This window comes from Pseudomonas sp. LBUM1673, from assembly GCF_059695645.1.
This window is the reverse complement of record NZ_CP166780.1, coordinates 1,268,899-1,295,445: the sequence shown is the minus strand read 5'-3', so window position 1 is coordinate 1,295,445 and position 26,547 is coordinate 1,268,899. Positions and strand designations below refer to the sequence as shown.

Below are 26,547 nucleotides of genomic sequence, written 5' to 3'. Positions count from 1 at the left end.
TCAGAAATGGATGACGCTACGGATGCTTTTGCCTTCATGCATCAGGTCGAATGCCTTGTTGATATCTTCCAGGCCCATGGTGTGGGTGATGAAAGTATCCAGCGGGATCTCGCCGGTCTGGGCCATTTCGACGTAGCTTGGCAACTCGGTACGCCCGCGAACGCCACCGAATGCCGAACCGCGCCAGACGCGACCGGTAACCAACTGGAACGGACGGGTGGAGATTTCCTGACCGGCACCGGCCACGCCGATGATCACCGACTCCCCCCAACCTTTATGGCAGCACTCAAGTGCAGCACGCATCAATTGGACGTTGCCGATGCACTCGAAAGAAAAGTCGACGCCGCCATCGGTCATGTCGACGATCACTTCCTGAATCGGACGATCGAAGTCTTTCGGGTTTACACAATCGGTAGCGCCCAATTGCCTGGCGATTTCGAACTTGGCCGGATTGATGTCGATGGCGATGATCCGCCCGGCCTTGGCTTTGACTGCGCCGATCACAGCCGACAGACCGATGCCGCCCAAGCCGAAGATGGCGACGGTGTCACCCGGTTTGACCTTGGCGGTGTTGATCACCGCGCCAATGCCGGTGGTGACGCCGCAGCCCAGCAGGCAGACTTTTTCCAGTGGTGCTTCTTTAGGAATTTTGGCGACGGAGATTTCCGGCAGCACGGTGTATTCGGAGAACGTCGAGGTGCCCATGTAGTGGAAAATCGTTTCACCCTTGTAGGAAAAACGCGAAGTTCCATCCGGCATCAGGCCTTTCCCCTGAGTCGCACGAATCGCCTGGCAGAGGTTGGTCTTACCCGACAGACAGAATTTGCACTTGCCACATTCCGGGGTGTACAGCGGGATCACGTGATCGCCGACGGCGACCGAGGTCACGCCCTCACCGATCGCTTCGACCACCGCGCCACCTTCGTGACCCAGAATCGACGGGAAGATGCCTTCCGGGTCCGCGCCCGAGAGGGTGTAGGCATCGGTATGGCAGACACCGGAAGCGACCACGCGCAACAGAACTTCACCGGCCTTGGGCATGGCGACATCGACTTCAACGATTTCGAGGGGTTTCTTGGCCTCGAAGGCAACGGCGGCGCGCGACTTGATCATGCTGGCTCTCCAGTAAATAAAAACGAGACAAGGAGTGTAATACAGCGCCTTACGATGAATAATCAGAACAAAAGCAAAACATTATTGCCATACAGGGATAATCCTGATGTCCGAAAACCGCTGGGAAGGCATCGATGAGTTCGTCGCCGTGGCCGAGTGCAGCCAATTCACCGCTGCGGCTGAGCGCCTTGGGGTTTCTTCCTCTCACATCAGTCGCCAAATCGTACGGCTGGAAGAGCGCCTGCAAACCCGTTTGCTTTATCGCAGTACCCGCCGGGTCACGCTGACCGAGGCCGGGCAAACCTTTTTGCAACATTGCCAGCGTTTGCAGGACGGTCGCGAAGAAGCACTGCGCGCTGTCGGCGACCTGACCAGCGAACCCAAGGGCATGCTGCGCATGACCTGTGCCGTGGCCTACGGCGAACGATTCATCGTGCCTCTGGTGACTCGCTTCATGGGGTTGTATCCGCAACTGCGCGTCGACATCGAGCTGAGCAACCGACCGCTCGATCTGGTGCATGAAGGGCTGGACCTGGCCATCCGTCTCGGCCGCCTGCAGGACTCAAGGTTGGTCGCAACACGCCTGGCGCCACGACGCATGTACCTGTGCGCCTCGCCGTCCTACCTGGAACGGTACGGTCGCCCACACAGCCTGTCGGAACTGAGTCGACATAACTGCCTCATCGGCAGCTCGGATATCTGGCAGTTGGAGCAGAACGGGCGGGAATTTTCCCAGCGAGTACAGGGAAACTGGCGCTGCAACAGTGGGCAAGCAGTGCTGGATGCGGCGCTACAAGGGGTTGGGTTGTGTCAGTTGCCGGATTACTACGTCCTGGAGCATCTGAAAAGCGGTGAATTGATTTCGCTGCTGGAAGCGCATCAGCCGCCAAACACAGCGGTTTGGGCGCTTTACCCACAGCAACGGCATCTGTCGCCGAAGGTACGAAAGTTGGTGGATTACTTGAAGGAAGGGTTGGCCGAACGGCCGGAGTACCGGAGTTAGCTCTATCAGTGAACGTAATGGCAGGTTCATTGCCTTGGCTACCGCTTTCGCGAGCAAGCCCGCTCCCACACTGGTTCTGCGTCAGACTCCAAACATACAACCGACCGAGATCGAATGTGGGAGCAGGCTTGCTCGCGAAAGGCGCGACGCGGTGCCCCGACTGAACACGAAAAGACTTAGCGGCGGTTGGCCCAACGCTGCCGCAACCACTCAAGGTCTTCGGGGCGAGTGACTTTGATGTTATCGGATCGCCCTTCAATCAGACGCGGCGCCTGGCCCGACCATTCCATGGCCGAGGCTTCATCGGTGATGACAACGTCCGCCACCAGACTATCCGCCAGTGCCCGATGCAAGGCGCCAAGACGAAACATCTGCGGTGTATAAGCCTGCCAGATCACACTGCGATCCACCGTTTCCAGCACACGCCCATGCTTGTCGACTCGTTTGAGGGTATCGCGCGCAGGCACCGCCAACAGACCGCCCACCGGATCGTCAGCCAGTTCACTGAGCAATTTATCGAGATCGTCACGCGCCAGATTTGGCCGTGCGGCATCGTGAACCAACACCCAATCCTCATCGTCAGCGCCCTGGGCATGCAGATGCAGCAAGGCATTGAGCACCGACCCGGAACGCTCGGCGCCACCTTCGACCCGCTGAATACGCGGATCGGCTGCACACGCCAGGTTCGGCCAGTAAGGATCGTCGATTGCAAGACTGACCACCAACCCCTTCAGGGCAGGATGATCGAGGAAACAGCCGAGGCTGTGTTCGAGAATAGTGCGCCCGCCCAGCTGCAAGTATTGCTTGGGACGGTCCGCGGCCATACGGGCACCGACGCCCGCGGCAGGAATTACAGCCCAGAAGGCCGGTAACGACTCAATCATTGGGCCAACTGGTAAAGGGTTTCACCATCCTTGACCATGCCCAACTCATGACGAGCCCGTTCTTCAACGGTCTCCATGCCCTTTTTCAATTCGCTGACTTCGGCGTCCATCACCCGATTACGCTCCAGCAACGCCTCGTTCTCGGCATGCTGATCCGCAATCTGCTGCTTCAGCTCGGCCACTTGCGCCAGGCTGCCATTACCCACCCACAGGCGGTACTGCAGGCCGGCCAGCAGCAAGAGCAAGACGAGGAACAACCAATTGGGACTGCGCATCGAATATCAGGTATCCAGTAAAAAAAGACAGCCATGCCAAAACTTTGAAGCTTCTGATAGCACGAAGCCTGGAATAACCAGGCTTGTGCTCTTAAGGCATCAGATTAGTGGCAAATCCATCGCTGTCGCGATTTTTCCGACACAATCCGGTGTCTTTTTACCGTTTAGCAATCAGCCGCGGAATTCGCTACGACCGTTGTACTTGGCTTTGCCATTCAACTGCTCTTCGATACGCAGCAGTTGGTTGTACTTGGAAACGCGGTCGGAACGGCACAGGGAGCCGGTCTTGATCTGGCCAGCCGCAGTGCCCACAGCCAGGTCGGCAATGGTCGAATCTTCGGTTTCGCCGGAGCGGTGCGAGATCACGGCGGTATAACCAGCGGCCTTGGCCATCTGGATGGCTTCCAGGGTTTCGGTCAGGGTGCCGATCTGGTTGAACTTGATCAGGATCGAGTTGGCGATCTTTTTATCGATGCCTTCTTTCAGGATCTTGGTGTTGGTCACGAACAGGTCGTCGCCCACCAGTTGGGTCTTTTCGCCGATTTTGTCGGTGAGGATTTTCCAGCCAGCCCAGTCGGACTCGTCCAGACCGTCTTCGATGGAGATGATCGGGTAACGCTCGGTCAGGCCTTTCAGGTAGTCGGCGAAACCTTCAGCGGTGAACACCTGGCCTTCGCCGGACAGGTTGTACTTGCCGTCTTCGTAGAATTCGCTGGCCGCGCAGTCCAGTGCCAGGGTCACGTCGGTGCCCAGCTTGTAACCGGCGTTGGCCACGGCTTCGGAGATCACTTTCAAAGCGTCTTCGTTGGAGGCCAGGTTCGGCGCGAAACCACCTTCGTCACCGACGGCAGTGCTCAGGCCACGGGCCTTCAGAACGGCTTTGAGGTGATGGAAAATCTCGGTGCCCATGCGCAGACCTTCCGAGAAAGACTTGGCGCCTACCGGCTGAACCATGAATTCCTGGATGTCGACGTTGTTATCAGCGTGCTCGCCACCGTTGATGATGTTCATCATCGGAACCGGCATCGAGTAAACACCCGGGGTGCCGTTCAGGTTGGCAATGTGAGCGTACAGCGGCAGGTCCTGGTCCTGTGCTGCTGCCTTGGCCGCGGCCAGGGAAACGGCGAGGATCGCGTTGGCGCCCAGGGTCGCTTTGTTTTCAGTGCCGTCGAGCTTGATCATCGCGTGATCCAGCGCTTTTTGGTCGCTTGGGTCTGTACCCAGCAACAGATCACGGATCGGACCGTTGATGTTGGCTACTGCCTTGAGCACACCCTTACCCAGGTAACGGCTCTTGTCGCCATCACGCAGCTCGAGCGCTTCACGCGAGCCAGTAGAAGCACCGGACGGCGCGCAAGCGCTGCCGATGATGCCGTTATCGAGAAGCACGTCTGCTTCCACAGTGGGATTGCCACGGGAGTCGAGAACTTCACGACCTTTGATGTCGACGATTTTTGCCATTGTTGTAAACACTCCAAAGTTGACGAAAACGACGCAGCTGAAGGAAATCTTTTATCGTCGGCAGAGACAGACAGCGGGCAGGCTTGCGGACGATAAGGCTCAAGCCTGAGGGCCTGAGCAATAAACCGTGCGGTACTTTACCGGAGAATCGGGGTTTACGCGGTTTCTACCGTTGGAAAACTCTTCACCAGTTCGTCCAGTGCTTTGAGTTGAGCCAGGAAGGGTTCCAGTTTGTCCAGACGCAAGGCGCAGGGGCCGTCGCATTTGGCGTTGTCCGGGTCCGGGTGCGCTTCGAGGAACAGGCCGGCCAGCGACTGGCTCATGCCGGCCTTGGCCAGGTCGGTGACCTGGCCGCGACGACCGCCGGCGGAATCGGAGCGACCGCCGGGCATTTGCAGCGCGTGGGTCACGTCGAAGAACACCGGGTATTCGAACTGCTTCATGATGCCGAAGCCAAGCATGTCGACCACCAGGTTGTTGTAGCCGAAGCTCGAACCACGCTCGCAGAGGATCAACTGATCGTTACCGGCTTCTACGCATTTGTTCAGGATGTGTTTCATTTCCTGAGGCGCGAGGAACTGGGCTTTCTTGATGTTGATCACCGCACCGGTCTTGGCCATCGCGACCACGAGGTCAGTCTGGCGTGACAGGAAGGCCGGCAGCTGGATGATGTCGCAGACTTCAGCGACGACCGCGGCCTGATCAGGCTCGTGGACGTCGGTGATGATCGGCACGCCGAACGCTTGCTTGATGTCCTGGAAAATCCGCATGCCCTCTTCCAGGCCGGGGCCACGGTAAGAGGTCACAGAAGAACGGTTGGCCTTGTCGAAACTGGCCTTGAACACGTAAGGGATACCGAGTTTCTCGGTAACCTTTACGTACTCTTCGCAGACCTGCATCGCCATGTCGCGGCTTTCCAGTACGTTCATGCCACCGAACAGCACCATCGGCTTGTCGTTAGCGATCTCGATGTTGCCTACGCGGATGATTTTCTGCGCCATGAAGTTCAAGCCTTCTTCTGATGTTGAGCCAAAGCGGCTTTGACGAAACCGCTGAACAACGGGTGACCGTCACGTGGAGTAGAGGTGAACTCAGGGTGGAACTGGCAAGCGACGAACCACGGATGATCCGGCGCTTCGACCACTTCAACCAGCGCGCCATCACCGGAACGACCGGAGATTTTCAGGCCGGCCTCCATGATTTGCGGCAGCAGGTTGTTGTTCACTTCGTAGCGATGACGGTGACGCTCGACGATCACGTCCTTGGCGTAGCAATCGTGCACCAGGGAACCTGGCTCAAGCAGGCAATCCTGAGCGCCGAGGCGCATGGTGCCGCCCAGGTCGGAGGCTTCGGTACGGGTTTCGACTGCGCCGGTGGCATCTTCCCACTCGGTGATCAGCCCCACCACCGGGTGACCGCTGGCGCGATCGAACTCTGTGGAGTTGGCGTCTTTCCAGCCCATGACGTTACGAGCGAACTCGATAACGGCCACTTGCATGCCCAGGCAGATGCCCAGGTACGGAACCTTGTTTTCGCGAGCGTATTGAACGGCGGTGATCTTGCCTTCCACGCCACGCAGACCGAAGCCACCCGGTACCAGGATGGCGTCGACGCCTTCCAGCAGCGCGGTGCCCTGGTTTTCGATGTCTTCGGAGTCGATGTAGCGCAGGTTGACCTTGGTACGGTTGCTGATGCCGGCGTGACTCATCGCTTCGATCAGCGATTTGTAGGCGTCCAGCAGCTCCATGTACTTGCCGACCATGGCGATGGTGACTTCGTGCTCAGGGTTGAGCTTGGCATCGACCACCGCTTCCCACTCGGACAGATCGGCGCTATCGCATTGCAGACCGAAACGCTCGACGACGAAATCATCCAGGCCCTGGGAGTGCAGAATGCCCGGGATCTTGTAGATGGTGTCGGCGTCTTCCAGCGCGATCACCGCACGTTCTTCAACGTTGGTGAACTGCGCGATCTTGCGACGCGAAGAGATATCGATCGGGTGATCGGAGCGGCATACCAGCACATCAGGTTGCAGGCCGATGGAACGCAGTTCCTTGACCGAGTGCTGAGTTGGCTTGGTTTTGGTTTCGCCGGCGGTGGCGATGTACGGCACCAGTGTCAGGTGCATCAGCATCGCGCGCTTGGCGCCGACTTCGAAACGCAATTGACGGATCGCTTCGAGGAACGGTTGCGACTCGATGTCACCCACGGTGCCACCGATTTCGACCATGGCCACGTCGGCATCGCCGGCGCCTTTGATGATCCGGCGCTTGATTTCGTCGGTGATGTGCGGGATCACCTGAATGGTTGCGCCCAGGTAATCACCACGGCGCTCTTTGCGCAGCACGTGTTCGTAGACACGGCCGGTAGTGAAGTTGTTGTTCTGGGTCATGGTCGTGCGGATGAACCGCTCATAGTGGCCCAGGTCCAGGTCGGTCTCGGCGCCGTCATGGGTGACGAACACTTCACCGTGCTGGAACGGGCTCATGGTGCCCGGGTCAACGTTGATGTACGGGTCCAGCTTCAGCATGGTGACCTTAAGTCCCCGCGCCTCCAGGATGGCCGCCAATGAAGCCGAGGCAATGCCTTTCCCCAATGAAGAAACAACACCGCCCGTGACGAATATGTAGCGCGTCATGAAAAACCCTAGAAGTCTGCGTTAAAGCGGTCCGAGCCGCCGGGGAAAGCGAAGGAAGGCCGAAGCCCCCGATCACCTGCATTAATCACAGTGCACCTTTCAAAAAAACCGCCGCGTTGGGACAGACCGGTAGATGAAACACCAGTAGGTTGCTCGCTACACATTTTTTGGAATCGCCCAGCAAAGACTGCTTGGTAATCGGCAACTCCTGCGATTCAGGCGAATCCACAGAAGTTGTATCAAGAAGGGAGCGTAGTCTACCGGAAAGCCCCTTTCAGCTCAAACCTTGATCTTCGATCAGCGGCTGCCAGTGCAAATTCCAGCCACTCTGCATATCGCCATTTAGCCCCTGCAGGTTCGCCACCGCCAGCAATTGCTGGCCTCTGTAGACCAGCGGCAATCTGCCACGGGCGAAGCTCGGGATGCCGCTTTCGTTGAGCAAACGCTTCAAGTCACGGTGACCGCGATCGGCCAGATTCATGACCTCGCCTCCCTCGCGATAGCGGATCTGCAGCGGGCCATTGGGGATCTGACCTGTGAGTGTGAGCACACCGTTATCCGGCAACACCAGTGATACCGTGGGATCAGCCCAAGACCCCGGGGATGGCGCAGTGCGCAACCAACTACCCGACAACCACCAGAGACGCCCGCCGGCGCGATGCAGTTCACCCTCCGCCAACCGCCAGACCGGACGCGCATCGCCGGTCGCATCGCGCAAATTTTCCCAACCCGACCAATGGTCACTGTCCGGCAAAGTCGTCAGTGGCTTGAGCCAATGGCTTAACGCATTGCGCTGACGCGCATCAGACAGTTTTTCCAGTGGTGCCAGCTCCAGCGACGGCAAACCCAGCCAATCGAAATCGTTGACGGTGCGGGCGTGGGCCAGATCGATTTGCGCCAATTCGTCGAGCAGTCCCTGCGCCTCGCTCAGGTGCGCGGCGCTGCGAGCCATGGTCGTCACCGCTTGCGGCCAGCGTGCGGTCAAAACAGGGAACACCTGATGACGCAGGTAATTGCGCGAGAACTGTCGGTCCTGGTTCGAAGGATCTTCGATCCAGCTCAACTGATATTCAGTCGCGTAGGCCTCAAGCTCGGCGCGCGTGACATCAAGTAACGGCCGCAGCAGGTGCCCTTGACCCAAAGGTCGCTCGCTTGGCATCCCCGACAAGCCTCTCACTCCTGCCCCACGTAACAGCCGAAACAACAGGGTTTCCGCCTGATCGTCACGGTGTTGGCCAGTGAGCAGCACTTCGCCGGCGTGAGTCACCGCAATGAAGGCGCCATAACGCGCATCCCGCGCCGCACGTTCAAGGCTGGCACCCGGTTCAACCTGAACGCGCACAACCTCTAGCGGCACTCCCAACGCATCACAGACCGACTGACAATGTTCCGGCCACGCATCAGCCGCAGCCTGAAGGCCGTGATGGACATGGATGGCAGTCAGCGCCGGCAGGGATTGGTTTTTCGCAAGGTGCGCGAGAAGGTGCAGCAGAACGATGGAGTCAAGACCACCGGAGAACGCGATGCGCCAGGTTGTGGCGTTGCGCCACGGAGCCAGATTCAGAAGAAGTCTGGCTGGCAGATCAATCGTAGGCTGACTCATATCGATCACTTCGCACAAATCAAATGTGGGAGCGGCGGTGCGACGATTCGACTTGCTCGCGAAGGCTGCTTAACATTCAACAAAGATGTCGACTGTTATACCGCTTTCGCGAGCAAGTCGAATCGTCGCACCGCCGCTCCCACATTGAAGCTTGGTCAGATCAGAGACCGTAGCTCATCAGACGCTCGTAACGACGGGCCAGCAGCGCGTCGTTGTCGAACTTCTTCAGCATCGCCAGTTGCGAGCTCAGTTCGGCGCGGATCGAGGCAGCCGTAGCGGCCGGATCACGATGAGCGCCGCCCAATGGCTCGCCGATCACTTTATCGACAATGCCCAGGCCCTTCAGACGCTCGGCAGTGATGCCCATGGCCTCGGCAGCATCCGGAGCCTTCTCGGAAGTTTTCCACAGAATCGAAGCGCAACCTTCCGGCGAAATCACCGCGTAGGTCGAATATTGCAGCATGTTCAGCTGATCGCAGACGCCGATCGCCAGTGCACCACCGGAACCACCCTCACCGATCACGGTGGCAATAATTGGGGTTTTCAGGCGAGCCATGACGCGCAGGTTCCAGGCAATCGCTTCGCTCTGGTTGCGCTCTTCGGCGTCGATGCCAGGGTAAGCGCCCGGGGTGTCGATGAAGGTCAGGATCGGCATTTTGAAACGCTCGGCCATTTCCATCAGACGGCACGCCTTGCGGTAGCCTTCCGGACGCGGCATGCCGAAGTTGCGGCGAACCTTCTCGCGCACATCGCGGCCTTTCTGGTGACCGATGATCATCACCGGCTGGTCGTCCAGGCGGGCAATACCGCCAACGATGGCAGCGTCGTCAGAGAAGTGACGGTCGCCGTGCAGCTCATCGAACTCGGTGAAGATGTGTTCGATGTAGTCCAGGGTATACGGACGTTTCGGATGACGCGCGAGACGTGCGATCTGCCAACTGGTCAGCTTGCCGAAGATGTCTTCGGTCAGCGTGCTGCTCTTGTCCTGCAGGCGGGAGATCTCATCGCCGATATTCAGCGAATTGTCATTACCGACCAAGCGCAACTCTTCGATCTTGGCTTGCAGGTCGGCGATCGGCTGTTCGAAATCTAGAAAATTCGGGTTCATAGGCGTCCGTCTTGGGTCGACATCCAAGAGAGCTTGGGCCGGCCAGTTGTCTATTCGCGCCCTACCTTAAGGGACAGGCGCGTTCAGGTCGAGATTAAAAATTTGGGTCGGGATCAGGCGCGCTCTAATGGTAAAGAATGGCACCTGACCGTCAACGGTATTGGAGGAAGACGTTGTCTCGCCCGAACTGGTCACGCAGGGCTTGAATCAAGGCATCCGCCGGATCGATCCGCCAGGTCTCGCCGAACTGCAACAAGGCCTTCGCATCGGGACTGGTGTACTCCATGGTGATCGGGCATGCGCCGCGGTGGCGCTTGAACAGCTCACCCAGCCAGCGTAGCTGATCGCCTTTCAAATCCTTGGTGTGCAACTTCAGGCGCAGGCTTTCGGCCAGGCTGGTGCGCGCATCTTCCATGCTCATCACCCGCTTGACCCGCAGCCGCAGGCCGCCGGAGAAGTCGTCGTTGCTGACTTCGCCCTCGACCACCACCATCGCGTCGGTCTGCAACAGCGACTGCGCGGAATGGAAGGCGTCGGCAAACAACGAGGCTTCGATCCGCCCGGAGCGGTCGTCGAGGGTGATGAACCCCATCTTGTCGCCCTTTTTGTTTTTCATCACTCGCAGTGCGATGATCATGCCCGCGACCGTCTGGGTATCGCGAGCCGGCTTCAGGTCGATGATGCGCTGACGGGCGAAGCGACGGATCTCGCCTTCGTATTCATCGATCGGGTGACCGGTCAGGTACAGGCCCAGGGTGTCTTTCTCCCCTTTCAGGCGTTCCTTGAGGGTCAGTTCCTTGGCCTTGCGGTGATTGGCATAGACATCGGCGTCTTCTTCAACGAACAGGCCGCCAAACAGATCGGCATGACCGCTGTCGTGGGTACGAGCGGTTTGTTCGGCAGCCTTGATCGCTTCTTCCATGGCCGTCAACAAGACCGCGCGATTGCGGTCGATGTTGGCCTGATAGGCTTTCGGCTCGTCATGGAAGTAAGGGCCAAGACGATCCAGTGCGCCGCTGCGGATCAAGCCGTCCAGGGTACGCTTGTTGATACGCTTGAGATCGACACGGGCGCAGAAGTCGAACAGATCCGAGAACGGCCCCTCCTGACGCGCCTCGGTTATCGCCTCGACCGGCCCTTCGCCAACCCCCTTGATCGCGCCCAGCCCGTAAATAATCCGGCCTTCGTCGTTCACCGTGAACTTGAACTCCGAGGTGTTCACGTCCGGTGCGTCGAGGCGCAGCTTCATGGTCCGCACTTCTTCGATCAAGGTCACGACCTTGTCGGTGTTGTGCATATCCGCCGACAGTACCGCGGCCATGAACGGCGCCGGGTAGTGGGCTTTCAGCCAGGCGGTCTGGTACGACACCAGGCCATATGCGGCGGAGTGGGATTTGTTGAAGCCGTAACCGGCGAATTTTTCTACCAGGTCGAAGATGTTACCGGCCAGGTCGGCGTCGATATTGTTGGTGGCGCAACCCTCAATGAAACCGCCGCGCTGCTTGGCCATTTCTTCGGGTTTTTTCTTACCCATGGCTCGACGCAGCATGTCCGCGCCGCCGAGGGTGTAACCGGCCATGACCTGGGCAATCTGCATCACCTGTTCCTGATACAGGATGATGCCGTAAGTCGGTGCCAGGACGGGCTTGAGGCCCTCGTATTGGTAATCCGAGTGCGGGTACGCGAGTTCGGCGCGACCGTGCTTACGGTTGATGAAGTCGTCCACCATGCCCGATTGCAGCGGGCCCGGACGGAACAGGGCCACCAGTGCGATCAAGTCTTCCAGACAGTCGGGCTTGAGCTTTTTGATCAGCTCTTTCATGCCGCGCGACTCGAGCTGGAACACCGCGGTGGTTTCGGCTTTTTGCAGCAGCGTGTAAGTCGGTTTGTCGTCCAGCGGGATAAAAGCGATATCCAGCGGCGGCTCGTTGACCTTGGCGCGGTCGCGGTTGATGGTTTTCAGCGCCCAGTCGATGATCGTCAGGGTCCGAAGTCCCAGGAAGTCGAACTTCACCAGACCGGCCGCCTCGACGTCGTCCTTGTCGAACTGGGTTACCAGACCATCGCCCGCTTCGTCGCAATAGATCGGCGAGAAGTCGGTCAGCTTGGTCGGCGCAATCACCACACCACCGGCGTGCTTGCCGACGTTACGTACAACGCCCTCAAGCTTGCGGGCCATTTCCCAGATTTCCGCCGCCTCTTCATCGACCTTGATGAAGTCGCGCAGGATTTCTTCCTGCTCGTAGGCCTTTTCCAGGGTCATGCCGACTTCGAACGGAATCATCTTCGACAGACGATCCGCCAGGCCGTAGGACTTGCCCTGCACCCGCGCCACGTCACGGACTACCGCTTTCGCCGCCATGGAACCGAAGGTGATGATCTGGCTAACCGCGTTACGGCCGTACTTCTCGGCCACGTAATCGATGACCCGGTCGCGGCCGTCCATGCAGAAGTCGACGTCGAAGTCGGGCATGGAAACCCGTTCCGGATTAAGGAAACGTTCGAACAGCAGGTCATATTCCAACGGGTCGAGGTCGGTGATCTTCTGCACATAGGCTACCAGCGACCCGGCACCCGACCCACGACCCGGACCGACCGGTACGCCGTTACTCTTGGCCCACTGGATAAAGTCCATCACGATCAGGAAGTAACCGGGGAAGCCCATCTGGATGATGATATCCAGCTCGAAATTCAACCGGTCGACGTAGACTTGGCGCTTGGCTTCGTAGTCTTCGGTGGTGTCCTTGGGCAGCAGAACGGTGAGGCGCTCTTCCAGACCGTCGAAGGAAACCTTGCGAAAGTACTCGTCAATGGTCATGCCATCGGGAATCGGGAAGTTGGGCAGGAAGTGCTTGCCCAATTTCACGTCGATATTGCAGCGCTTGGCGATCTCGACGGTGTTTTCCAGCGCCTCGGGCAGGTCGCTGAACAGCTCGGCCATTTCCTCGGCGCTTTTGAGGTATTGCTGATCGCTGTAATTCTTCGAACGCCGCGGATCGTCGAGGGCGCGGCCCTCACCGATGCAAACGCGGGTTTCGTGGGCTTCGAAGTCTTCCCGCTTGATGAAGCGTACGTCGTTGGTCGCCACCAGCGGCGCGCCGATTTTCGCCGCCAGGGCCACGGCGCCGTGCAGTTGCTCTTCGTCATTGGGGCGGCTGGTGCGCTGGACTTCCAGATAGAAACGATCCGGGAACACCGCCATCCATTCGCGAGCCAGGGTTTCGGCTTCGCCAGGGTTGCCGCTGAGCATGGCCAGACCGATTTCGCCCTCTTTCGCCGCCGACAGCATGATCAAGCCTTCGCTGGCTTCGGCCACCCACTCGCGCTCGATGATGACCGAGCCATTGCGCTGGCCGTCGATGAAGCCGCGGGAGATCAGTTCGGTGAGGTTGCGATAACCCACGGCGTTCATCGCCAGCAGGCTGATCCGGCTCAAGGGGTTGTCCGGATCCTTGTTCGACAGCCACAGGTCGGCGCCGCAGATCGGCTTGATGCCCGCGCCCATGGCAGCTTTATAGAATTTGACCAGAGAACACATGTTGTTCTGGTCGGTGACCGCCACGGCAGGCATGTTCATGCCGACCAGAGTCTTGACCAGCGGTTTGATCCGCACCAGACCGTCGACCAGGGAATATTCAGTGTGCAGGCGTAGATGAACGAATGAAGCCGGCATAGTGATCCTGTCTAGAAACTAGAAACGTGAAGACAACAAGGCCCGGATTGTACCGGGCCTTGAGTAAAACATCAGCCTGCGACTAACTCTCGATCAGGTTTTCCCGCGCTTCATACGCCAGGCGAACCGGGGCGAACGAGCGCCGATGAATCGGCGTCGGCCCCAGCCGTACCAGCGCTTCCAGATGAACGGGCGTCGGGTAGCCTTTATGGCCCCCGATGCCGTAGCCCGGGTAAATCAATTCGAACGCCGCCATTTCGCGATCACGGCTGACCTTGGCCAGAATCGACGCTGCTGCGATGGCCGGTACTTTGCCATCGCCTTGGATCACCGCTTCGGCGCGCATCGAGAGTTTCGGGCAGCGGTTGCCGTCGATCATCGCCAGTTTCGGCTGGATGTGCAGCCCCTCGACCGCGCGCTGCATGGCCAGCATGGTGGCGTGAAGGATGTTCAGCTCGTCGATTTCTTCGACTTCGGCACGCGCGATGCACCAGCTCAGGGCCTTTTCACAGATTTCGTCGTAAAGCTTTTCGCGGCGGGCTTCGGTGAGCTTCTTCGAATCGTTGAGGCCGAGAATCGGCCGGCTCGGATCGAGGATCACCGCCGCCGTCACCACGGCGCCACACAGCGGGCCGCGACCGACTTCATCGACACCTGCCACCAAATCTTCAACTTCATCGACCAGCATAAAATCCAGGCCCAGCTGCTTACTCGCTTTGCTCATTATGCTCTGCCAATCAGGTTCAGTACCGCGTCCGCTGCCTGATTGGAGGCGTCCAGGCGCAGGGTTCGGTGGATTTCGTCAAAGCCTCGGGTCTGCTCCTGGCCACCGTCGATCAGTGGCGACAGGGTCTGGGCCAAGGCTTCGACCGTCGCATCGTCCTGCAACAACTCCGGCACGAGCAGGCGCTGGGCCAGCAGATTCGGCAAGGAGACGTAGGGACTTTTCACCATCCGTTTGAGAATCCAGAACGTCAGCGGTGCCAGGCGATAAGCGACCACCATCGGCCGCTTGTACAACAATGCTTCCAGCGTAGCCGTTCCCGAAGCGATCAACACCGCGTCGCAAGCAGCCAGGGCCAGATGGGATTTGCCGTCGAGCAAGGTCAGCGGCAGATCGCGACCGGCCAGCAGTTCTTCCAGCTGGGCCCGGCGCTCCGGGCTCGCGCATGGCATGACGAACCGTACGCCGGGACGCATGGCCCGCAAGCGCTGGGCGGTGTCGAGGAACAACGCGCCGAGGCGCCCGACCTCTCCACCCCGGCTGCCCGGCATCAGGGCAACCAGCGGCCCGTCCGGCAAACCGAGCTCGGCCCGCGCGGCGGCACGATCGGCCTCAAGCGGGATCGCATCGGCCAGGGAATGCCCGACAAACCGCACCGGCACACCCTTTTCTTCATAAAATTTAGCTTCGAACGGGAACAGCGTCAGCATCAGGTCGCAACCTTCGCGAATCTTCAGCACCCGCTTCTGCCGCCAGGCCCAGACCGACGGGCTGACGTAATGCACGGTCTTGATCCCGGCCTGACGCAGCTTGAGTTCGATATTGAGGTTGAAGTCCGGGGCATCGATACCGATGAACACGTCCGGCTTCTCGGCGATCAGGTCCGCGACCAGTTTCTTGCGACGTGCCAACAGCTCGCGCAAACGGCCCAGCACTTCCACCAGCCCCATGACAGAAAGGCGTTCCATCGGGAAATACGAGCTCAGACCTTCGGCCTGCATCAGCGGACCGCCGACACCGATGAACTCGACCGCCGGATGCTGAGCCTTGAGCGCGCGCATAAGGCCTGCACCCAGAATGTCACCGGAAGCCTCTCCCGCCACCAGCGCAATACGCAGATTGGCCATGATTAGCGGGTGATACCGCGGGTCGAAGACTGGATGGAATCACGGAACACCGCGACTTCCGGGAACTGAAGCGAGGGTTCGGCCAGCTCGGCGAGCGCCTGTTCGACGGTCAGGCCCTGGCGGTAAACCACCTTGTAGGCACGACGCAGGGCGTGGATCGCATCTTCGCTGAAACCGCGACGGCGCATGCCTTCGAAGTTCATGCTACGGGCTTCGGCCGGGTTGCCGAATACCGTGACATAGGCTGGAACGTCCTTGCCTATGGCAGTGCCCATGCCGGAAAAACTGTGGGCACCGATGTGGCAATACTGATGGACCAGGGTAAAACCGGACAGGATCGCCCAGTCCTCGACATGCACATGGCCCGCCAACGCGGTGTTGTTGACCAGAATGCAGTGGTTGCCGATGACGCTGTCATGGCCGATGTGGGCATAGGCCATGATCAGGTTGTGATCGCCCAGGGTCGTTTCCGAACGGTCCTGAATGGTTCCGCGGTGAATCGTCACGCCTTCGCGTATGACGTTGTGGTCACCGATGACCAGACGGGTTTCTTCGCCCTTGTATTTCAGATCGGGCGTGTCCTCGCCTACCGAAGAAAACTGGTAGATGCGGTTGTGCTTACCGATTCGGGTCGGGCCCTTGAGAATCACATGCGGCCCGATCACTGTCCCCTCGCCGATTTCCACACCTGCGCCGATGATCGACCAAGGGCCGACTTCGACGTCGTCGGCCAGAACGGCCGTCGGATCGATGATTGCGCGAGGGTCAATCAAACTCATAGTTTGCGTTCCGCGCAGATGATTTCAGCAGAGCAGACTGGCTTGCCATCGACCGAAGCCTGGCATTCGAACTTCCAGATCTGACGCTTGCAGCTCAGGAACTTGGCTTCAAGGATCAGTTGATCGCCCGGCAATACAGGCTGGCGGAAGCGCAGCTTGTCGGAACCGACGAAGTAGTAAAGGGTGCCATCGGCCGGTTTCACGTCCAGCATTTTGAAACCAAGGATCCCGGCAGCCTGAGCCATCGCTTCGATGATCAGTACGCCCGGCATGATTGGATGCGCAGGGAAGTGACCATTGAAGAACGGCTCGTTGATGCTGACATTCTTGTAGGCGCGAATGCGCTTGCCTTCCACATCCAGATCCACGACCCGGTCCACCAGCAGGAACGGGTAACGGTGAGGCAGGTATTCGCGAATCTCGTTGATGTCCATCATTTCGGGGGGAAGCCTATGTAAAGATTGGGAGCGCGCGACTGACGCGCACTCCTCTAGCAAATCAAGGAGGCAGTCTAGCGGCTGTGCACACTTGATATGGAAATGGTATCAGCCATCTGATGAAGCATTACCGTCAGGGGTCACGTCCCCTACACGCTTTTCCAGCTGTCGCAGACGTCGCGCGATATCATCGAGCTGACGGATACGTGCCGCGCTTTTGCGCCATTCGGCTGCCGGTTGCATCGCCGTACCGGAAGAATAGGAACCTGGCTCGTTAATCGAGTGGGTCACCATAGTCATCCCGGTCAGGAAAACGTTGTCGCAAATGTCGATATGCCCCACCAGCCCCACGCCACCAGCGAGCATGCAATGCTTGCCGATTTTGGTGCTGCCGGAGATTCCCACACACGCGGCCATGGCAGTGTGGTCACCGACCTGAACGTTGTGGGCAATCTGAATCTGGTTGTCGAGCTTCACACCATTACCAATGACGGTATCGGCCAGCGCACCGCGATCGATAGCGGTATTTACGCCTATTTCCACGTCGTCCCCGATCGAGACGCCGCCGATCTGGGCGATCTTCTGCCAGACACCTTTCTCGTTGGCAAAACCGAAGCCTTCACCACCGAGCACGGCACCGGATTGAATCACCACCCGTTTGCCGATGCGCACATCGTGATACAGCGTGACGCGCGGGGCCAACCAGCCATCCTCGCCGATTTCGCTGCGCGCACCGATGAAGCAATGAGCCCCAACGGTTACACCGGCCCCAATACGCGCAGCACTTTCGATGACCGCAAAGGCACCGATGCTCGCCGCCGGATCGACCACTGCATCCGCTGCCACCACCGCTGTCGGATGAATACCGGCAGACGCCTTGGGCTTGGGATCGAACAGGTGGGAAATGCGCGCGTAGGCCAGATACGGATCGGGCACCACCAGCGCACTACCGGAAAAACCTTCAGCGTCAGCGGCCTTCAGCAATACAGCTGCGGCCTGACTGTCAGCCAGGTACTTACGGTATTGAGGATTTGCCAGAAAGCTCAACTGAGCTGGGCCAGCCTCTTGCAAAGTGGCTAGCCCAGTAATTTCTTTCTTCGGGTCACCACGTAAGGTGGCGCCGAGGAACTCGGCCAACTGGCCGAGCTTTATAGTCGCTGTCATGGGTTACTTCAGCTGATTCATGCGCTCGATAACCTGGCGAGTGATGTCGTACTGAGGCTTGACATCAATCACTGCGCCACGCTCGAAGACCAGGTCAAAAGCACCTTTCTTGATGACTTCCTCCACAGCGCTGTCCAGTTTCGGCTTGAGCTGCTTCAGCATTTCACGGTCAGCAACGGCCTTGGCTTCGTTCAGTTCCTTGGACTGGAACTGGAAATCACGGGCCTTTTGCTTGAACTCGAGTTCCAGACGTTCACGCTCGCCTTGCTGCATTTTGTCGCCACCAGCCATCAGGCGGTCCTGGATACCCTTGGCGCTGCTTTCCAGGCTTTTGAGCTTGGTCAGTTGCGGGCCGAACTTTTTCTCGGCATCCACGGCGTATTTTTTTGCCGCGTCGGATTCCAGCAGTGCCATCTGATAGTTCAGAACGGCGATTTTCATGTCGGCAAAAGCCGGTCCTGCGACCAGTACGGTCGCCAGGAGAACCAATTGAGTCAACTTACGCACGATGCACTCCTACAAAATCCATTGTCGTTATCTTGGGTCAGACGCTTAGAACGTCTGGCCGAGGGAGAATTGGAACACTTGGGTTTCAGCCTCATCCGGTTTCTTGATCGGCATCGCCAACGCGAAACTCAGAGGCCCCAGTGCGGTGACCCACGTCACACCTACACCGACAGAACTGGCCATGTTGCTCAAGCTGATGTCGTTGCACGCTGTTTGAGAGGTTGAACCAACATTTGCGTTTGTCGTTTTTTCGCACTTGGAATCGAATACGTTACCCACATCCCAGAATACCGAAGTACGCAGAGAACGCTGATCTTTGACGAATGGCAGCGGGAACAGAACCTCGACACCACCTTGGATCAGCACGTTACCACCGAACGGCAGCGGATCCTGATCCGGGTCGGCAAGTGTGCCGGTGTTGCCTGTCACATCCACGCCGCGGCTAGGGGTACTGCGAGGACCAAGGGTGCTGTCCTTGAAGCCACGAACCGAGTTGAAACCACCAGCATAGTAGTTCTCATAGAACGGCAAGCCATCGGTCGAACCGTAACCATCGCCATAGCCCAGCTCGGTGTGCAGACGCATGGTGTAGTTTTCGGTCAATGGCTGGAACAACTGGCCACGGTAATCGAGCTTGAAGAACGACAAGTCGCTGCCAGGCGTCGTGGTTTCCAGGGTCAGGCTCTGGGAATGGCCACGGGTCGCCAGCACGCCTTTGTTCAGGGTGGACTCGGACCAACCGGCCGAAGCCTTGAAGTTCAGGTAGCTGTCGCCCTCACGATTAACGAAGTCGAAAATTTCGTCAACGGTGTACTGACCGGTCTTGATCTTGTCCTGTTGCGCGGTCAGACCGAAGGTCAGACGCGAAGTCTCGCTAATCGGGTAACCGACGCTCACGCCCGCCCCCAGGCTGTCTACGGCATAGCTGGCCACGTCGGCATCGAGCTCGTCGTAGTCGGTGGTGCGGTAGAAAGCGTTGTAACCCAGGCTCACACCGTCAGCAGTCCAGTAGGGGTCGACATAACCGAAGTTATAACGGCTCTGGTATTCACTGCGGGTCAAACCGATGCTGACCTTGTTACCAGTACCCAGGAAGTTGTTCTGAGTGATCGAACCCCCGAGGATCAGGCCGGCGCTCTGGGCGAAACCGACGCTGGCGGTAATCGAACCGGACGCCTGCTCTTCAACGCTGTAGTTCACGTCAACCTGGTCATCGACACCGGGTACGGCCGGCGTTTCAACGTTGACTTCCTTGAAGAAGCCCAACCGTTCCAGACGCGTCTTGGACTGGTCGATCAGGTAGGTCGAAGCCCAGCCACCTTCCATCTGACGCATTTCACGGCGCAGCACTTCGTCTTCGGACTTGGTGTTGCCACGGAAGTTGATGCGGTTGACATAAGCCCGCTTGCCCGGATCGACAGCGAACGTGATGTCGACGGTGTGGTCGTCATCGTGAGGCTGAGGCACGCCGTTGACGTTGGCGAAGGTGTAACCCTCGTTACCCAGACGACGGGTGATCAGTTCCGACGTGGTGGTCATCAGCTTGCGCGAGAACACCTGGCCTTTCTGAACCAGCAGCAGTGACTTGACCTGATCTTCAGGAACTTTCAGGTCGCCGCTGAGCTTGACGTCACGAACGGTGTACTTCTCGCCTTCGTTGACGTTGACGGTGATATAGACGTGTTTCTTGTCCGGAGTGATGGACACCTGGGTCGAAGCGATATCCATATTGATATAGCCGCGATCCAGATAGTAGGAACGCAGACGCTCCAGGTCACCGGAGAGTTTTTCACGGGCGTACTTGTCATCGTTCTTGAAGAACGACAACCAGTTGCTGGTCTTGAGTTCGAACAGGTCGATCAGGTCTTCATCAGGGAAGACAGTGTTACCCACCACATTGATGTGCTGGATAGCTGCCACGGTGCCTTCGTTGATATTGACCTTCAGGCCAACGCGGTTACGCGGCTGCGGCACCACTTCGGTGTCGACGGTAGCCGAATAGCGGCCCTGAGCGACGTACTGACGTTGCAGCTCGTTACGCACACCTTCGAGGGTGGCACGCTGGAAGATCTCGCCTTCAGCCAGACCGGATTGTTTGAGGCCCTTCATCAGGTCTTCAGTGGAGATCGCCTTGTTGCCTTCGATCTCGATACTGGCGACCGATGGGCGCTCGACTACAGTGATGACCAGGACGTTGCCATCGCGACCCAGCTGGATATCTTGAAAGAACCCGGTTTTGAACAGCGCACGAGTGGATTCCACCAGGCGACGATCATCCGCCTGTTCGCCGACGTTCAACGGCAAGGCACCAAAGACGCTACCCGCGGAGACCCGCTGGAGGCCGTTGACGCGAATATCAGAGATGGTGAAGGACTCGGCGTGAACTTCGGCGATCATCAATACGGTGAGAACCGCAGTTAGCAGCAGACGTTTCATGAAGTCCTTTCTTATTCCAACTGGCAATAAAAACTGCCGCAAAATGCGGCAGATTCGCAATTCAGCGAAGCGTTACAGTCGACCCAGATCATTGACCAGAGCAAGCAACATTACCCCGACCACCAAACTGATACCGATCTGTATCCCCCAACCTTGCACCCGATCCGACAAGGGACGACCACGCGCCCACTCGATCAGATAAAACAACAAATGTCCCCCATCCAGTACAGGAATGGGCAACAAATTCAGAACCCCCAGGCTAATACTCAGATAAGCAAGGAAATTCAGGAAATCAGCGACGCCCGACTGGGCAGAAGCGCCCGCCACTTTAGCAATGGTTATCGGTCCACTCAAGTTTTTTACCGAGAGCTCGCCGAACAACATTTTCTTGAGCGAATCGAGGGTCAGTACGCTCATGGTCCAGGTGCGTCGGGCGCCCTCCCCAATCGCAGCCACTGGACCGTAACTGACTTCGCGAATCATCTCTGGCGGCCAATCGATCGCTTTCACCCCGGCGCCCAGATAACCACTGGGTGCCTTGCTCTCGCCGCGAGCAGCCAGCGTCACAGGGACGTCGATTTGAGCACCATCGCGCTCGACGCGCAGCATGATTTTGGTATCCGGATGCATACGGACGATGTCGACCACCTGCTGCCAGTCATCCAGCGCCTTGCCATCAAGGGCCAACAGGCGGTCACCGGTCTTCAGCCCCGCAGCCTTCGCAGGTCCTTTCGGATCGAATTCGGCCAGGACCGGAGGCAACGCCGGACGCCAAGGACGAATACCCAGCGAGCGGATCGGATCCGGTTCGTCAGCGCCTTTGAGCCATTTGTCCAGCACCAGCTCACGGGGAGAATCCACCGTGGAACCCTGTTCGCGGACCAGCAATTGAAGGGAACCGCTCTCACCCAGACGACGGACCAACTGCAGGTTCACCGCGCCCCAGCCGGAGGTCGGCTCGCCATCGATGGCCATAATTTCCTGGCCCGGGCTCAAACCTGCCTTAGCGGCAATACTACCGGACTCGACCGCACCGATAACCGGCCGCACCTGCTCGCTGCCCAGCATTGCCAATGCCCAGAAAAACACCATCGCCAATAGAAAGTTGGCGATCGGGCCGGCCGCCACGATGGCAATGCGCTGACGGACGGATTTGCGATTGAAGGATTGATCGACCTGATCGGCCGGGACTTCGCCCTCGCGCTCGTCGAGCATCTTCACGTAGCCACCCAGCGGAATGGCGGCGACCACGAATTCAGTACCTTTGCTGTCGTGCCAGCGCAGCAACGGCATGCCGAAGCCCACGGAGAAACGCAGCACTTTGACCCCACAGCGACGCGCGACCCAGAAATGGCCGAATTCGTGGAAGGTGACCAGCACGCCCAGCGCTACCAGGGTGCCGACAATCATATAGAGCGCGCTCATCTACTTTCTCCGCAATCCTATCAGTGCTGCATGGGGCAATGTATTGCAGCACCTATCGCCCGTGACGACTCAACCATTGCCCGGCCAGTACCCGTGCTTTCGCATCGGCCGTAAACACTGCCTCGAGATCATCTACTGCAACCACCGGCTCGAGGTTCAAGACTTCCTCGATAATACTCGCGATTTCCAGGTAGCGAACCCGTCCGTCGAGAAAGGCCGCTACAGCCACCTCATTCGCAGCATTGAGCATGGCCGGCGCGCTGTTACCAGCCTCGGCGGCCTGACGCGCAAGGCGCAGGCAAGGGAAGCGCTCTTCATCGGGCGCCTGGAAATCCAGGCGAGCGATGGAAAACAGGTCCAGCGGCGCAACACCCGAGTCGATCCGCTCTGGCCAGGCCAGGGCATTGGCAATTGGCGTGCGCATGTCCGGATTACCCAACTGCGCCAGCACCGAACCATCGATGTAATCGACCAGCGAATGAATCACGCTCTGTGGGTGAATGACCACTTCGATCTGAGAGGGCGTAGCGTCGAACAACCAGCAGGCTTCAATCAGCTCGAGCCCTTTGTTCATCATGCTGGCCGAATCCACCGAAATCTTGCGTCCCATGGACCAATTCGGGTGGGCGCACGCCTGCTCGGGGGAAACATGCGCCAGCTCGGCCACGGGCGTCTGCCGGAACGGGCCTCCAGAGGCTGTCAGTAAAATCCGACGTACACCGACCGCGCCAAGCCCACGGGCGAAATCCTGTGGCATACACTGGAAAATCGCGTTGTGCTCGCTGTCGATCGGCAGCAGCACCGAACCACTTTTACGCACGGCCTGCATGAACAACGCACCGGACATCACCAGTGCTTCTTTATTGGCCAGAAGTATCTTCTTGCCGGCCTCCACCGCCGCCAGGGTCGGACGCAAGCCCGCCGCCCCCACGATGGCTGCCATCACCGCATCGACTTCCGGGTCGGAGGCGACCTGACACAAGCCCGCCTCCCCCACCAGAACGCGGGTCGACAGACCGGCCGCGCGCAAGTCGTCCTGCAAGCCTCGAGCAATGCCTGGCTCCGGCACGACGGCGAACCGTGGCGTATGACGCACACACAGCGCCAGTAACTCACTCAATCGAGTGAAACCGCTCAAGGCGAAAACCTGATAACGCTCTGGATGACGGGCGATGACGTCGAGGGTGCTCAGACCAATCGAACCGGTCGCCCCCAGTACCGTAATTTGTTGCGGGCGGCTCACGGTGCCGCCATCCACAGCAGCACGGCGAACACAGGAATCGCCGCCGTCAGGCTGTCAATGCGATCCAGCACACCGCCATGACCCGGCAGCAGATTACTGCTGTCCTTGATCCCCGACTGGCGCTTGAACATGCTTTCGGTGAGGTCGCCCACGACCGAAATGAACACAATGACTGCGGCACCGAACAGACCCAACAGCATCTGGGCGAAACTCCAGTCCCGCACAAAACCGACGATTGCCGTGATCACCAGACTCAGTAGCAAGCCGCCGTAGACACCTTCCCAACTCTTGCCAGGACTGACCTGTGGCGCCAGCTTGCGTTTGCCGAAGGCCCGGCCGGAGAAGTACGCACCGATATCAGCACCCCAGACCAGCACCATCACCGCCAAGATCTGCCAGTTACCCAGGGTGCCTTGCTTGATCCAGATCAGCCCCTGCCAGGCCGGCAACAGAATCAACAAACCGATCACCAGCTTGCAAGCCGCACTGGCCCAGTGCCCGCTGGATCGTGGATAGGTCAACACCAGGTACGTGGCCACGCCCCACCAGAGCACCGAGGCGCCCAACACCCAAGGCGCGAGCCCCGGCAGAACATGCATGACAAACAGCATCAACGCGACCACAGCCGCATAGGCAGCCCGGATCGACTGGGCAGCGAAACCTGCCAGGCGCGCCCATTCCCACGCCCCGAGCGTCACCACCAGCCCGATGAACAGCGCAAAACCGGCCCCTTCGAGCAGGAAAAACCCGCACAAGGCAATCGGCAGCAGAATCAGTGCCGTGATGATTCGTTGTTTAAGCATTAAACCCGGGCTCCAGACTCGACCTGCTCGCTCGTTTTACCGAAGCGGCGCTGGCGAGAAGCGAAATCGGCCAGCGCATTGCGCATGGCGTCGTGTTTGAAGTCCGGCCAGAACAGGTCGGAGAAGTACAACTCGGCGTAAGCCAGTTGCCACAGCAGGAAGTTACTGATGCGATGCTCGCCACCGGTACGGATGCACAAGTCCGGCAACGGCAAATCACCCGTGGCAAGACAGGTTTGCAACAGTTCCGGGGTGATGTCTTCCGGACGCAGGTGCCCGGCCTGAACCTCCCTCGCCAGACGCTGCGCAGCTTGTGCGATGTCCCACTGACCGCCGTAGTTGGCGGCGATCTGCAGGACGAAGCGGTTGGCGCCGGCAGTCATTGCCTCGGCTTCGCGCATGGCGGCCTGAAGCTCCGGATGAAAACGCGAACGGTCGCCAATGATGCGCAAACTGATGTTGTTGTCATTCAGGCGCTTGGCCTCGCGACGTAATGCCTTGAAGAACAGATCCATCAAGGCACTGACCTCATCGGCCGGACGCTGCCAGTTCTCGCTGGAGAAGGCGAACAGGGTCAGCACTTCGACCTTGGCCTCGGCACACACCTCGATCACTGCACGCACTGCATCCACGCCCGCTTTATGCCCGGCGACACCCGGCATAAAGCGTTTTTTCGCCCAGCGATTATTACCATCCATGATGATCGCGACATGGCGCGGCACCGCGGACGGCGCAGTCTGCTTTGTCTTATCCATTAAAACGTGACCCTTATACGGCCATCAGGTCTTTTTCTTTCTGCGCCAAATTCGCGTCGATTTCAGCCACGTACTTTTTGGTCAGATCATCAATTTCGCCAGTGGCGCGACGCTCTTCGTCTTCGCTGATTTCTTTTTCCTTGACCAGATCCTTGAGCTGGCTGTTCGCATCACGACGAATGTTGCGCACCGCAACACGGGCATCTTCAGCGACATCGCGAGCCTGCTTGGTGAAGCCCTTACGGGTTTCTTCGGTCAGGGCCGGCATGGAGATCAGCAGCAACTCACCGAGGTTGGTCGGGTTGAGGTTCAGACCCGCACTACCGATGGCTTTGTCGACAGCACCGAGCATGTTGCGCTCAAAGGCTACGACTTGCAGGGTACGGGCATCTTTAACGGTGATGTTCGCCACTTGCTTGATCGGAGTGTCGGAACCGTAATACGGCACCATCACGCCTTCAAGAATGCTTGGGTGCGCCTGGCCCGTACGAATACGGCTAAAGTTATGCGCCAGCGACTCGACGGATTTTTTCATGCGCTCTTGAGCGTCTTTCTTGATTTCGTTGATCATTGTTGGCCTTCCTCGATCAGGGTCCCTTCAGCGCCGCCATGCACGATGTTCAGCAGGGCGCCGGGCTTGTTCATGTTAAATACGCGCAGCGGCATTTTATGGTCGCGGCACAGACAAATGGCCGTCAGATCCATTACACCCAGCTTGCGATCCAGCACTTCATCATAAGTCAGATGATCGAACTTCTCGGCATGTGGGTCTTTGAACGGGTCAGCGGTGTAGACGCCATCGACTTTGGTTGCCTTGAGTACGACATCAGCATCGATCTCAATGGCTCGCAGGCAAGCTGCCGAATCCGTAGTAAAAAACGGATTACCGGTACCAGCTGCAAAAATCACGACTTCCTTGGCGTTCAGGTGGCGCATGGCTTTGCGACGATCATAGTGATCGGTCACACCAACCATGGAAATGGCCGACATCACGATGGCCGAGATATTGGCACGCTCCAGCGCATCGCGCATCGCCAGGGCGTTCATCACAGTGGCCAGCATGCCCATGTGGTCGCCAGTGACCCGATCCATGCCGGCGGCGCTGAGCGCTGCGCCACGGAACAGGTTGCCGCCACCGATCACCAGACCGACCTGGACACCGATGCCGACCAGTTGGCCAACTTCCAGCGCCATGCGATCCAGAACTTTCGGATCGATACCGAACTCTTCCGAGCCCATCAAGGCCTCGCCGCTAAGCTTGAGTAGAATGCGTTTATAGCGAGCCTGATAACCACTGCCCTGCTGAGCCATTGCGAATCTCTCCTGCGGCGTATTTTAAAAATTCTTTGCGAGCTGTTTACAGCTGGCGTTCACTCTAGCTTGGCGCTG

23 protein-coding genes are annotated in these 26,547 nt (G+C 58.6%); 1 reads left to right on the top strand and 22 read right to left on the bottom strand.

Annotation, left to right across the window (positions count from 1 at the left end; all coding sequences use genetic code 11):
* Positions 1-1,113 carry an S-(hydroxymethyl)glutathione dehydrogenase/class III alcohol dehydrogenase gene (locus tag ACA044_RS05725; RefSeq protein WP_018927002.1) on the bottom strand — a complete coding sequence of 371 codons (1,113 nt, stop codon included), beginning with the start codon at positions 1,111-1,113 and terminating at the stop codon, positions 1-3.
* A gap of 106 nt (positions 1,114-1,219) precedes the next feature.
* Here ACA044_RS05725 and ACA044_RS05720 point away from each other — a divergent pair, with 106 nt between their 5' ends.
* Entirely contained in the window at positions 1,220-2,116 is an 897-nt protein-coding gene (locus ACA044_RS05720) for a LysR substrate-binding domain-containing protein (protein WP_497445510.1), read from the top strand.
* A gap of 176 nt (positions 2,117-2,292) precedes the next feature.
* Here ACA044_RS05720 and ispD read toward each other — a convergent pair whose 3' ends face one another.
* The 21 genes from ispD to pyrH form a co-directional block, all read right to left on the bottom strand.
* Positions 2,293-3,000, bottom strand: a complete 708-nt coding sequence (ispD, locus tag ACA044_RS05715) for a 2-C-methyl-D-erythritol 4-phosphate cytidylyltransferase (RefSeq protein WP_497445509.1) — start codon at positions 2,998-3,000, stop codon at positions 2,293-2,295.
* On the bottom strand, positions 2,997-3,275 hold the full coding sequence (ftsB, locus tag ACA044_RS05710; RefSeq protein WP_007907178.1) for a cell division protein FtsB: 279 nt from the start codon (positions 3,273-3,275) through the stop codon (positions 2,997-2,999). Before ftsB ends, ispD begins: the two co-directional genes overlap by 4 nt.
* 171 nt (positions 3,276-3,446) lie before the next feature.
* On the bottom strand, positions 3,447-4,736 hold the full coding sequence (gene eno, locus ACA044_RS05705; RefSeq protein WP_008072676.1) for a phosphopyruvate hydratase: 1,290 nt from the start codon (positions 4,734-4,736) through the stop codon (positions 3,447-3,449).
* A 155-nt stretch (positions 4,737-4,891) separates the two neighbouring features.
* A complete protein-coding gene (kdsA, locus tag ACA044_RS05700) occupies positions 4,892-5,737 on the bottom strand; it encodes a 3-deoxy-8-phosphooctulonate synthase (RefSeq protein WP_497445508.1) in 846 nt (281 codons plus the stop codon).
* 5 nt (positions 5,738-5,742) lie between these two features.
* Positions 5,743-7,374, bottom strand: coding sequence for a CTP synthase (gene pyrG, locus ACA044_RS05695; protein ID WP_497445507.1), 1,632 nt, complete (start codon positions 7,372-7,374; stop codon positions 5,743-5,745).
* 274 nt (positions 7,375-7,648) lie between these two features.
* Entirely contained in the window at positions 7,649-8,977 is a 1,329-nt protein-coding gene (gene tilS, locus ACA044_RS05690) for a tRNA lysidine(34) synthetase TilS (protein ID WP_497445506.1), read from the bottom strand.
* A 160-nt stretch (positions 8,978-9,137) separates the two neighbouring features.
* Positions 9,138-10,085, bottom strand: coding sequence for an acetyl-CoA carboxylase carboxyltransferase subunit alpha (locus ACA044_RS05685; RefSeq protein WP_497445505.1), 948 nt, complete (start codon positions 10,083-10,085; stop codon positions 9,138-9,140).
* Between the two features lie 151 nt (positions 10,086-10,236).
* Positions 10,237-13,758 carry a DNA polymerase III subunit alpha gene (gene dnaE / locus ACA044_RS05680; RefSeq protein WP_497445504.1) on the bottom strand — a complete coding sequence of 1,174 codons (3,522 nt, stop codon included), beginning with the start codon at positions 13,756-13,758 and terminating at the stop codon, positions 10,237-10,239.
* A gap of 82 nt (positions 13,759-13,840) precedes the next feature.
* On the bottom strand, positions 13,841-14,482 hold the full coding sequence (gene rnhB / locus ACA044_RS05675; protein WP_497445503.1) for a ribonuclease HII: 642 nt from the start codon (positions 14,480-14,482) through the stop codon (positions 13,841-13,843).
* Positions 14,482-15,609, bottom strand: a complete 1,128-nt coding sequence (lpxB, locus tag ACA044_RS05670) for a lipid-A-disaccharide synthase (protein WP_497445502.1) — start codon at positions 15,607-15,609, stop codon at positions 14,482-14,484. The genes rnhB and lpxB overlap by 1 nt, the downstream gene beginning before the upstream one ends.
* Positions 15,610-15,611: 2 nt before the next feature.
* Positions 15,612-16,388: an acyl-ACP--UDP-N-acetylglucosamine O-acyltransferase gene (gene lpxA, locus ACA044_RS05665; RefSeq protein WP_205887353.1), complete on the bottom strand. Its 777-nt coding sequence runs from the start codon at positions 16,386-16,388 to the stop codon at positions 15,612-15,614.
* Complete coding sequence (gene fabZ, locus ACA044_RS05660) at positions 16,385-16,825, bottom strand: 3-hydroxyacyl-ACP dehydratase FabZ (RefSeq protein ID WP_007907157.1); 441 nt, start codon at positions 16,823-16,825, stop codon at positions 16,385-16,387. The genes lpxA and fabZ overlap by 4 nt, the downstream gene beginning before the upstream one ends.
* A 108-nt stretch (positions 16,826-16,933) precedes the next feature.
* Positions 16,934-17,989, bottom strand: a complete 1,056-nt coding sequence (gene lpxD, locus ACA044_RS05655; RefSeq protein ID WP_497445501.1) for a UDP-3-O-(3-hydroxymyristoyl)glucosamine N-acyltransferase — start codon at positions 17,987-17,989, stop codon at positions 16,934-16,936.
* A gap of 3 nt (positions 17,990-17,992) precedes the next feature.
* On the bottom strand, positions 17,993-18,496 hold the full coding sequence (locus ACA044_RS05650; protein ID WP_007907155.1) for an OmpH/Skp family outer membrane protein: 504 nt from the start codon (positions 18,494-18,496) through the stop codon (positions 17,993-17,995).
* A gap of 45 nt (positions 18,497-18,541) precedes the next feature.
* Positions 18,542-20,932: an outer membrane protein assembly factor BamA gene (gene bamA, locus ACA044_RS05645; protein ID WP_497445500.1), complete on the bottom strand. Its 2,391-nt coding sequence runs from the start codon at positions 20,930-20,932 to the stop codon at positions 18,542-18,544.
* A gap of 72 nt (positions 20,933-21,004) precedes the next feature.
* Positions 21,005-22,357 carry a sigma E protease regulator RseP gene (gene rseP / locus ACA044_RS05640; protein ID WP_497445499.1) on the bottom strand — a complete coding sequence of 451 codons (1,353 nt, stop codon included), beginning with the start codon at positions 22,355-22,357 and terminating at the stop codon, positions 21,005-21,007.
* Positions 22,358-22,409: 52 nt separating this feature from the next.
* Positions 22,410-23,600 carry a 1-deoxy-D-xylulose-5-phosphate reductoisomerase gene (gene ispC / locus ACA044_RS05635; protein ID WP_497445498.1) on the bottom strand — a complete coding sequence of 397 codons (1,191 nt, stop codon included), beginning with the start codon at positions 23,598-23,600 and terminating at the stop codon, positions 22,410-22,412.
* Positions 23,597-24,403, bottom strand: coding sequence for a phosphatidate cytidylyltransferase (locus ACA044_RS05630; RefSeq protein WP_497445497.1), 807 nt, complete (start codon positions 24,401-24,403; stop codon positions 23,597-23,599). The genes ispC and ACA044_RS05630 overlap by 4 nt, the downstream gene beginning before the upstream one ends.
* Entirely contained in the window at positions 24,403-25,158 is a 756-nt protein-coding gene (uppS, locus tag ACA044_RS05625; protein ID WP_497445496.1) for a polyprenyl diphosphate synthase, read from the bottom strand. Before uppS ends, ACA044_RS05630 begins: the two co-directional genes overlap by 1 nt.
* Before the next feature lie 13 nt (positions 25,159-25,171).
* On the bottom strand, positions 25,172-25,729 hold the full coding sequence (gene frr / locus ACA044_RS05620) for a ribosome recycling factor (RefSeq protein WP_497445495.1): 558 nt from the start codon (positions 25,727-25,729) through the stop codon (positions 25,172-25,174).
* Positions 25,726-26,469: a UMP kinase gene (pyrH, locus tag ACA044_RS05615; RefSeq protein WP_003172271.1), complete on the bottom strand. Its 744-nt coding sequence runs from the start codon at positions 26,467-26,469 to the stop codon at positions 25,726-25,728. The genes frr and pyrH overlap by 4 nt, the downstream gene beginning before the upstream one ends.
* Positions 26,470-26,547: the final 78 nt, after the last annotated feature.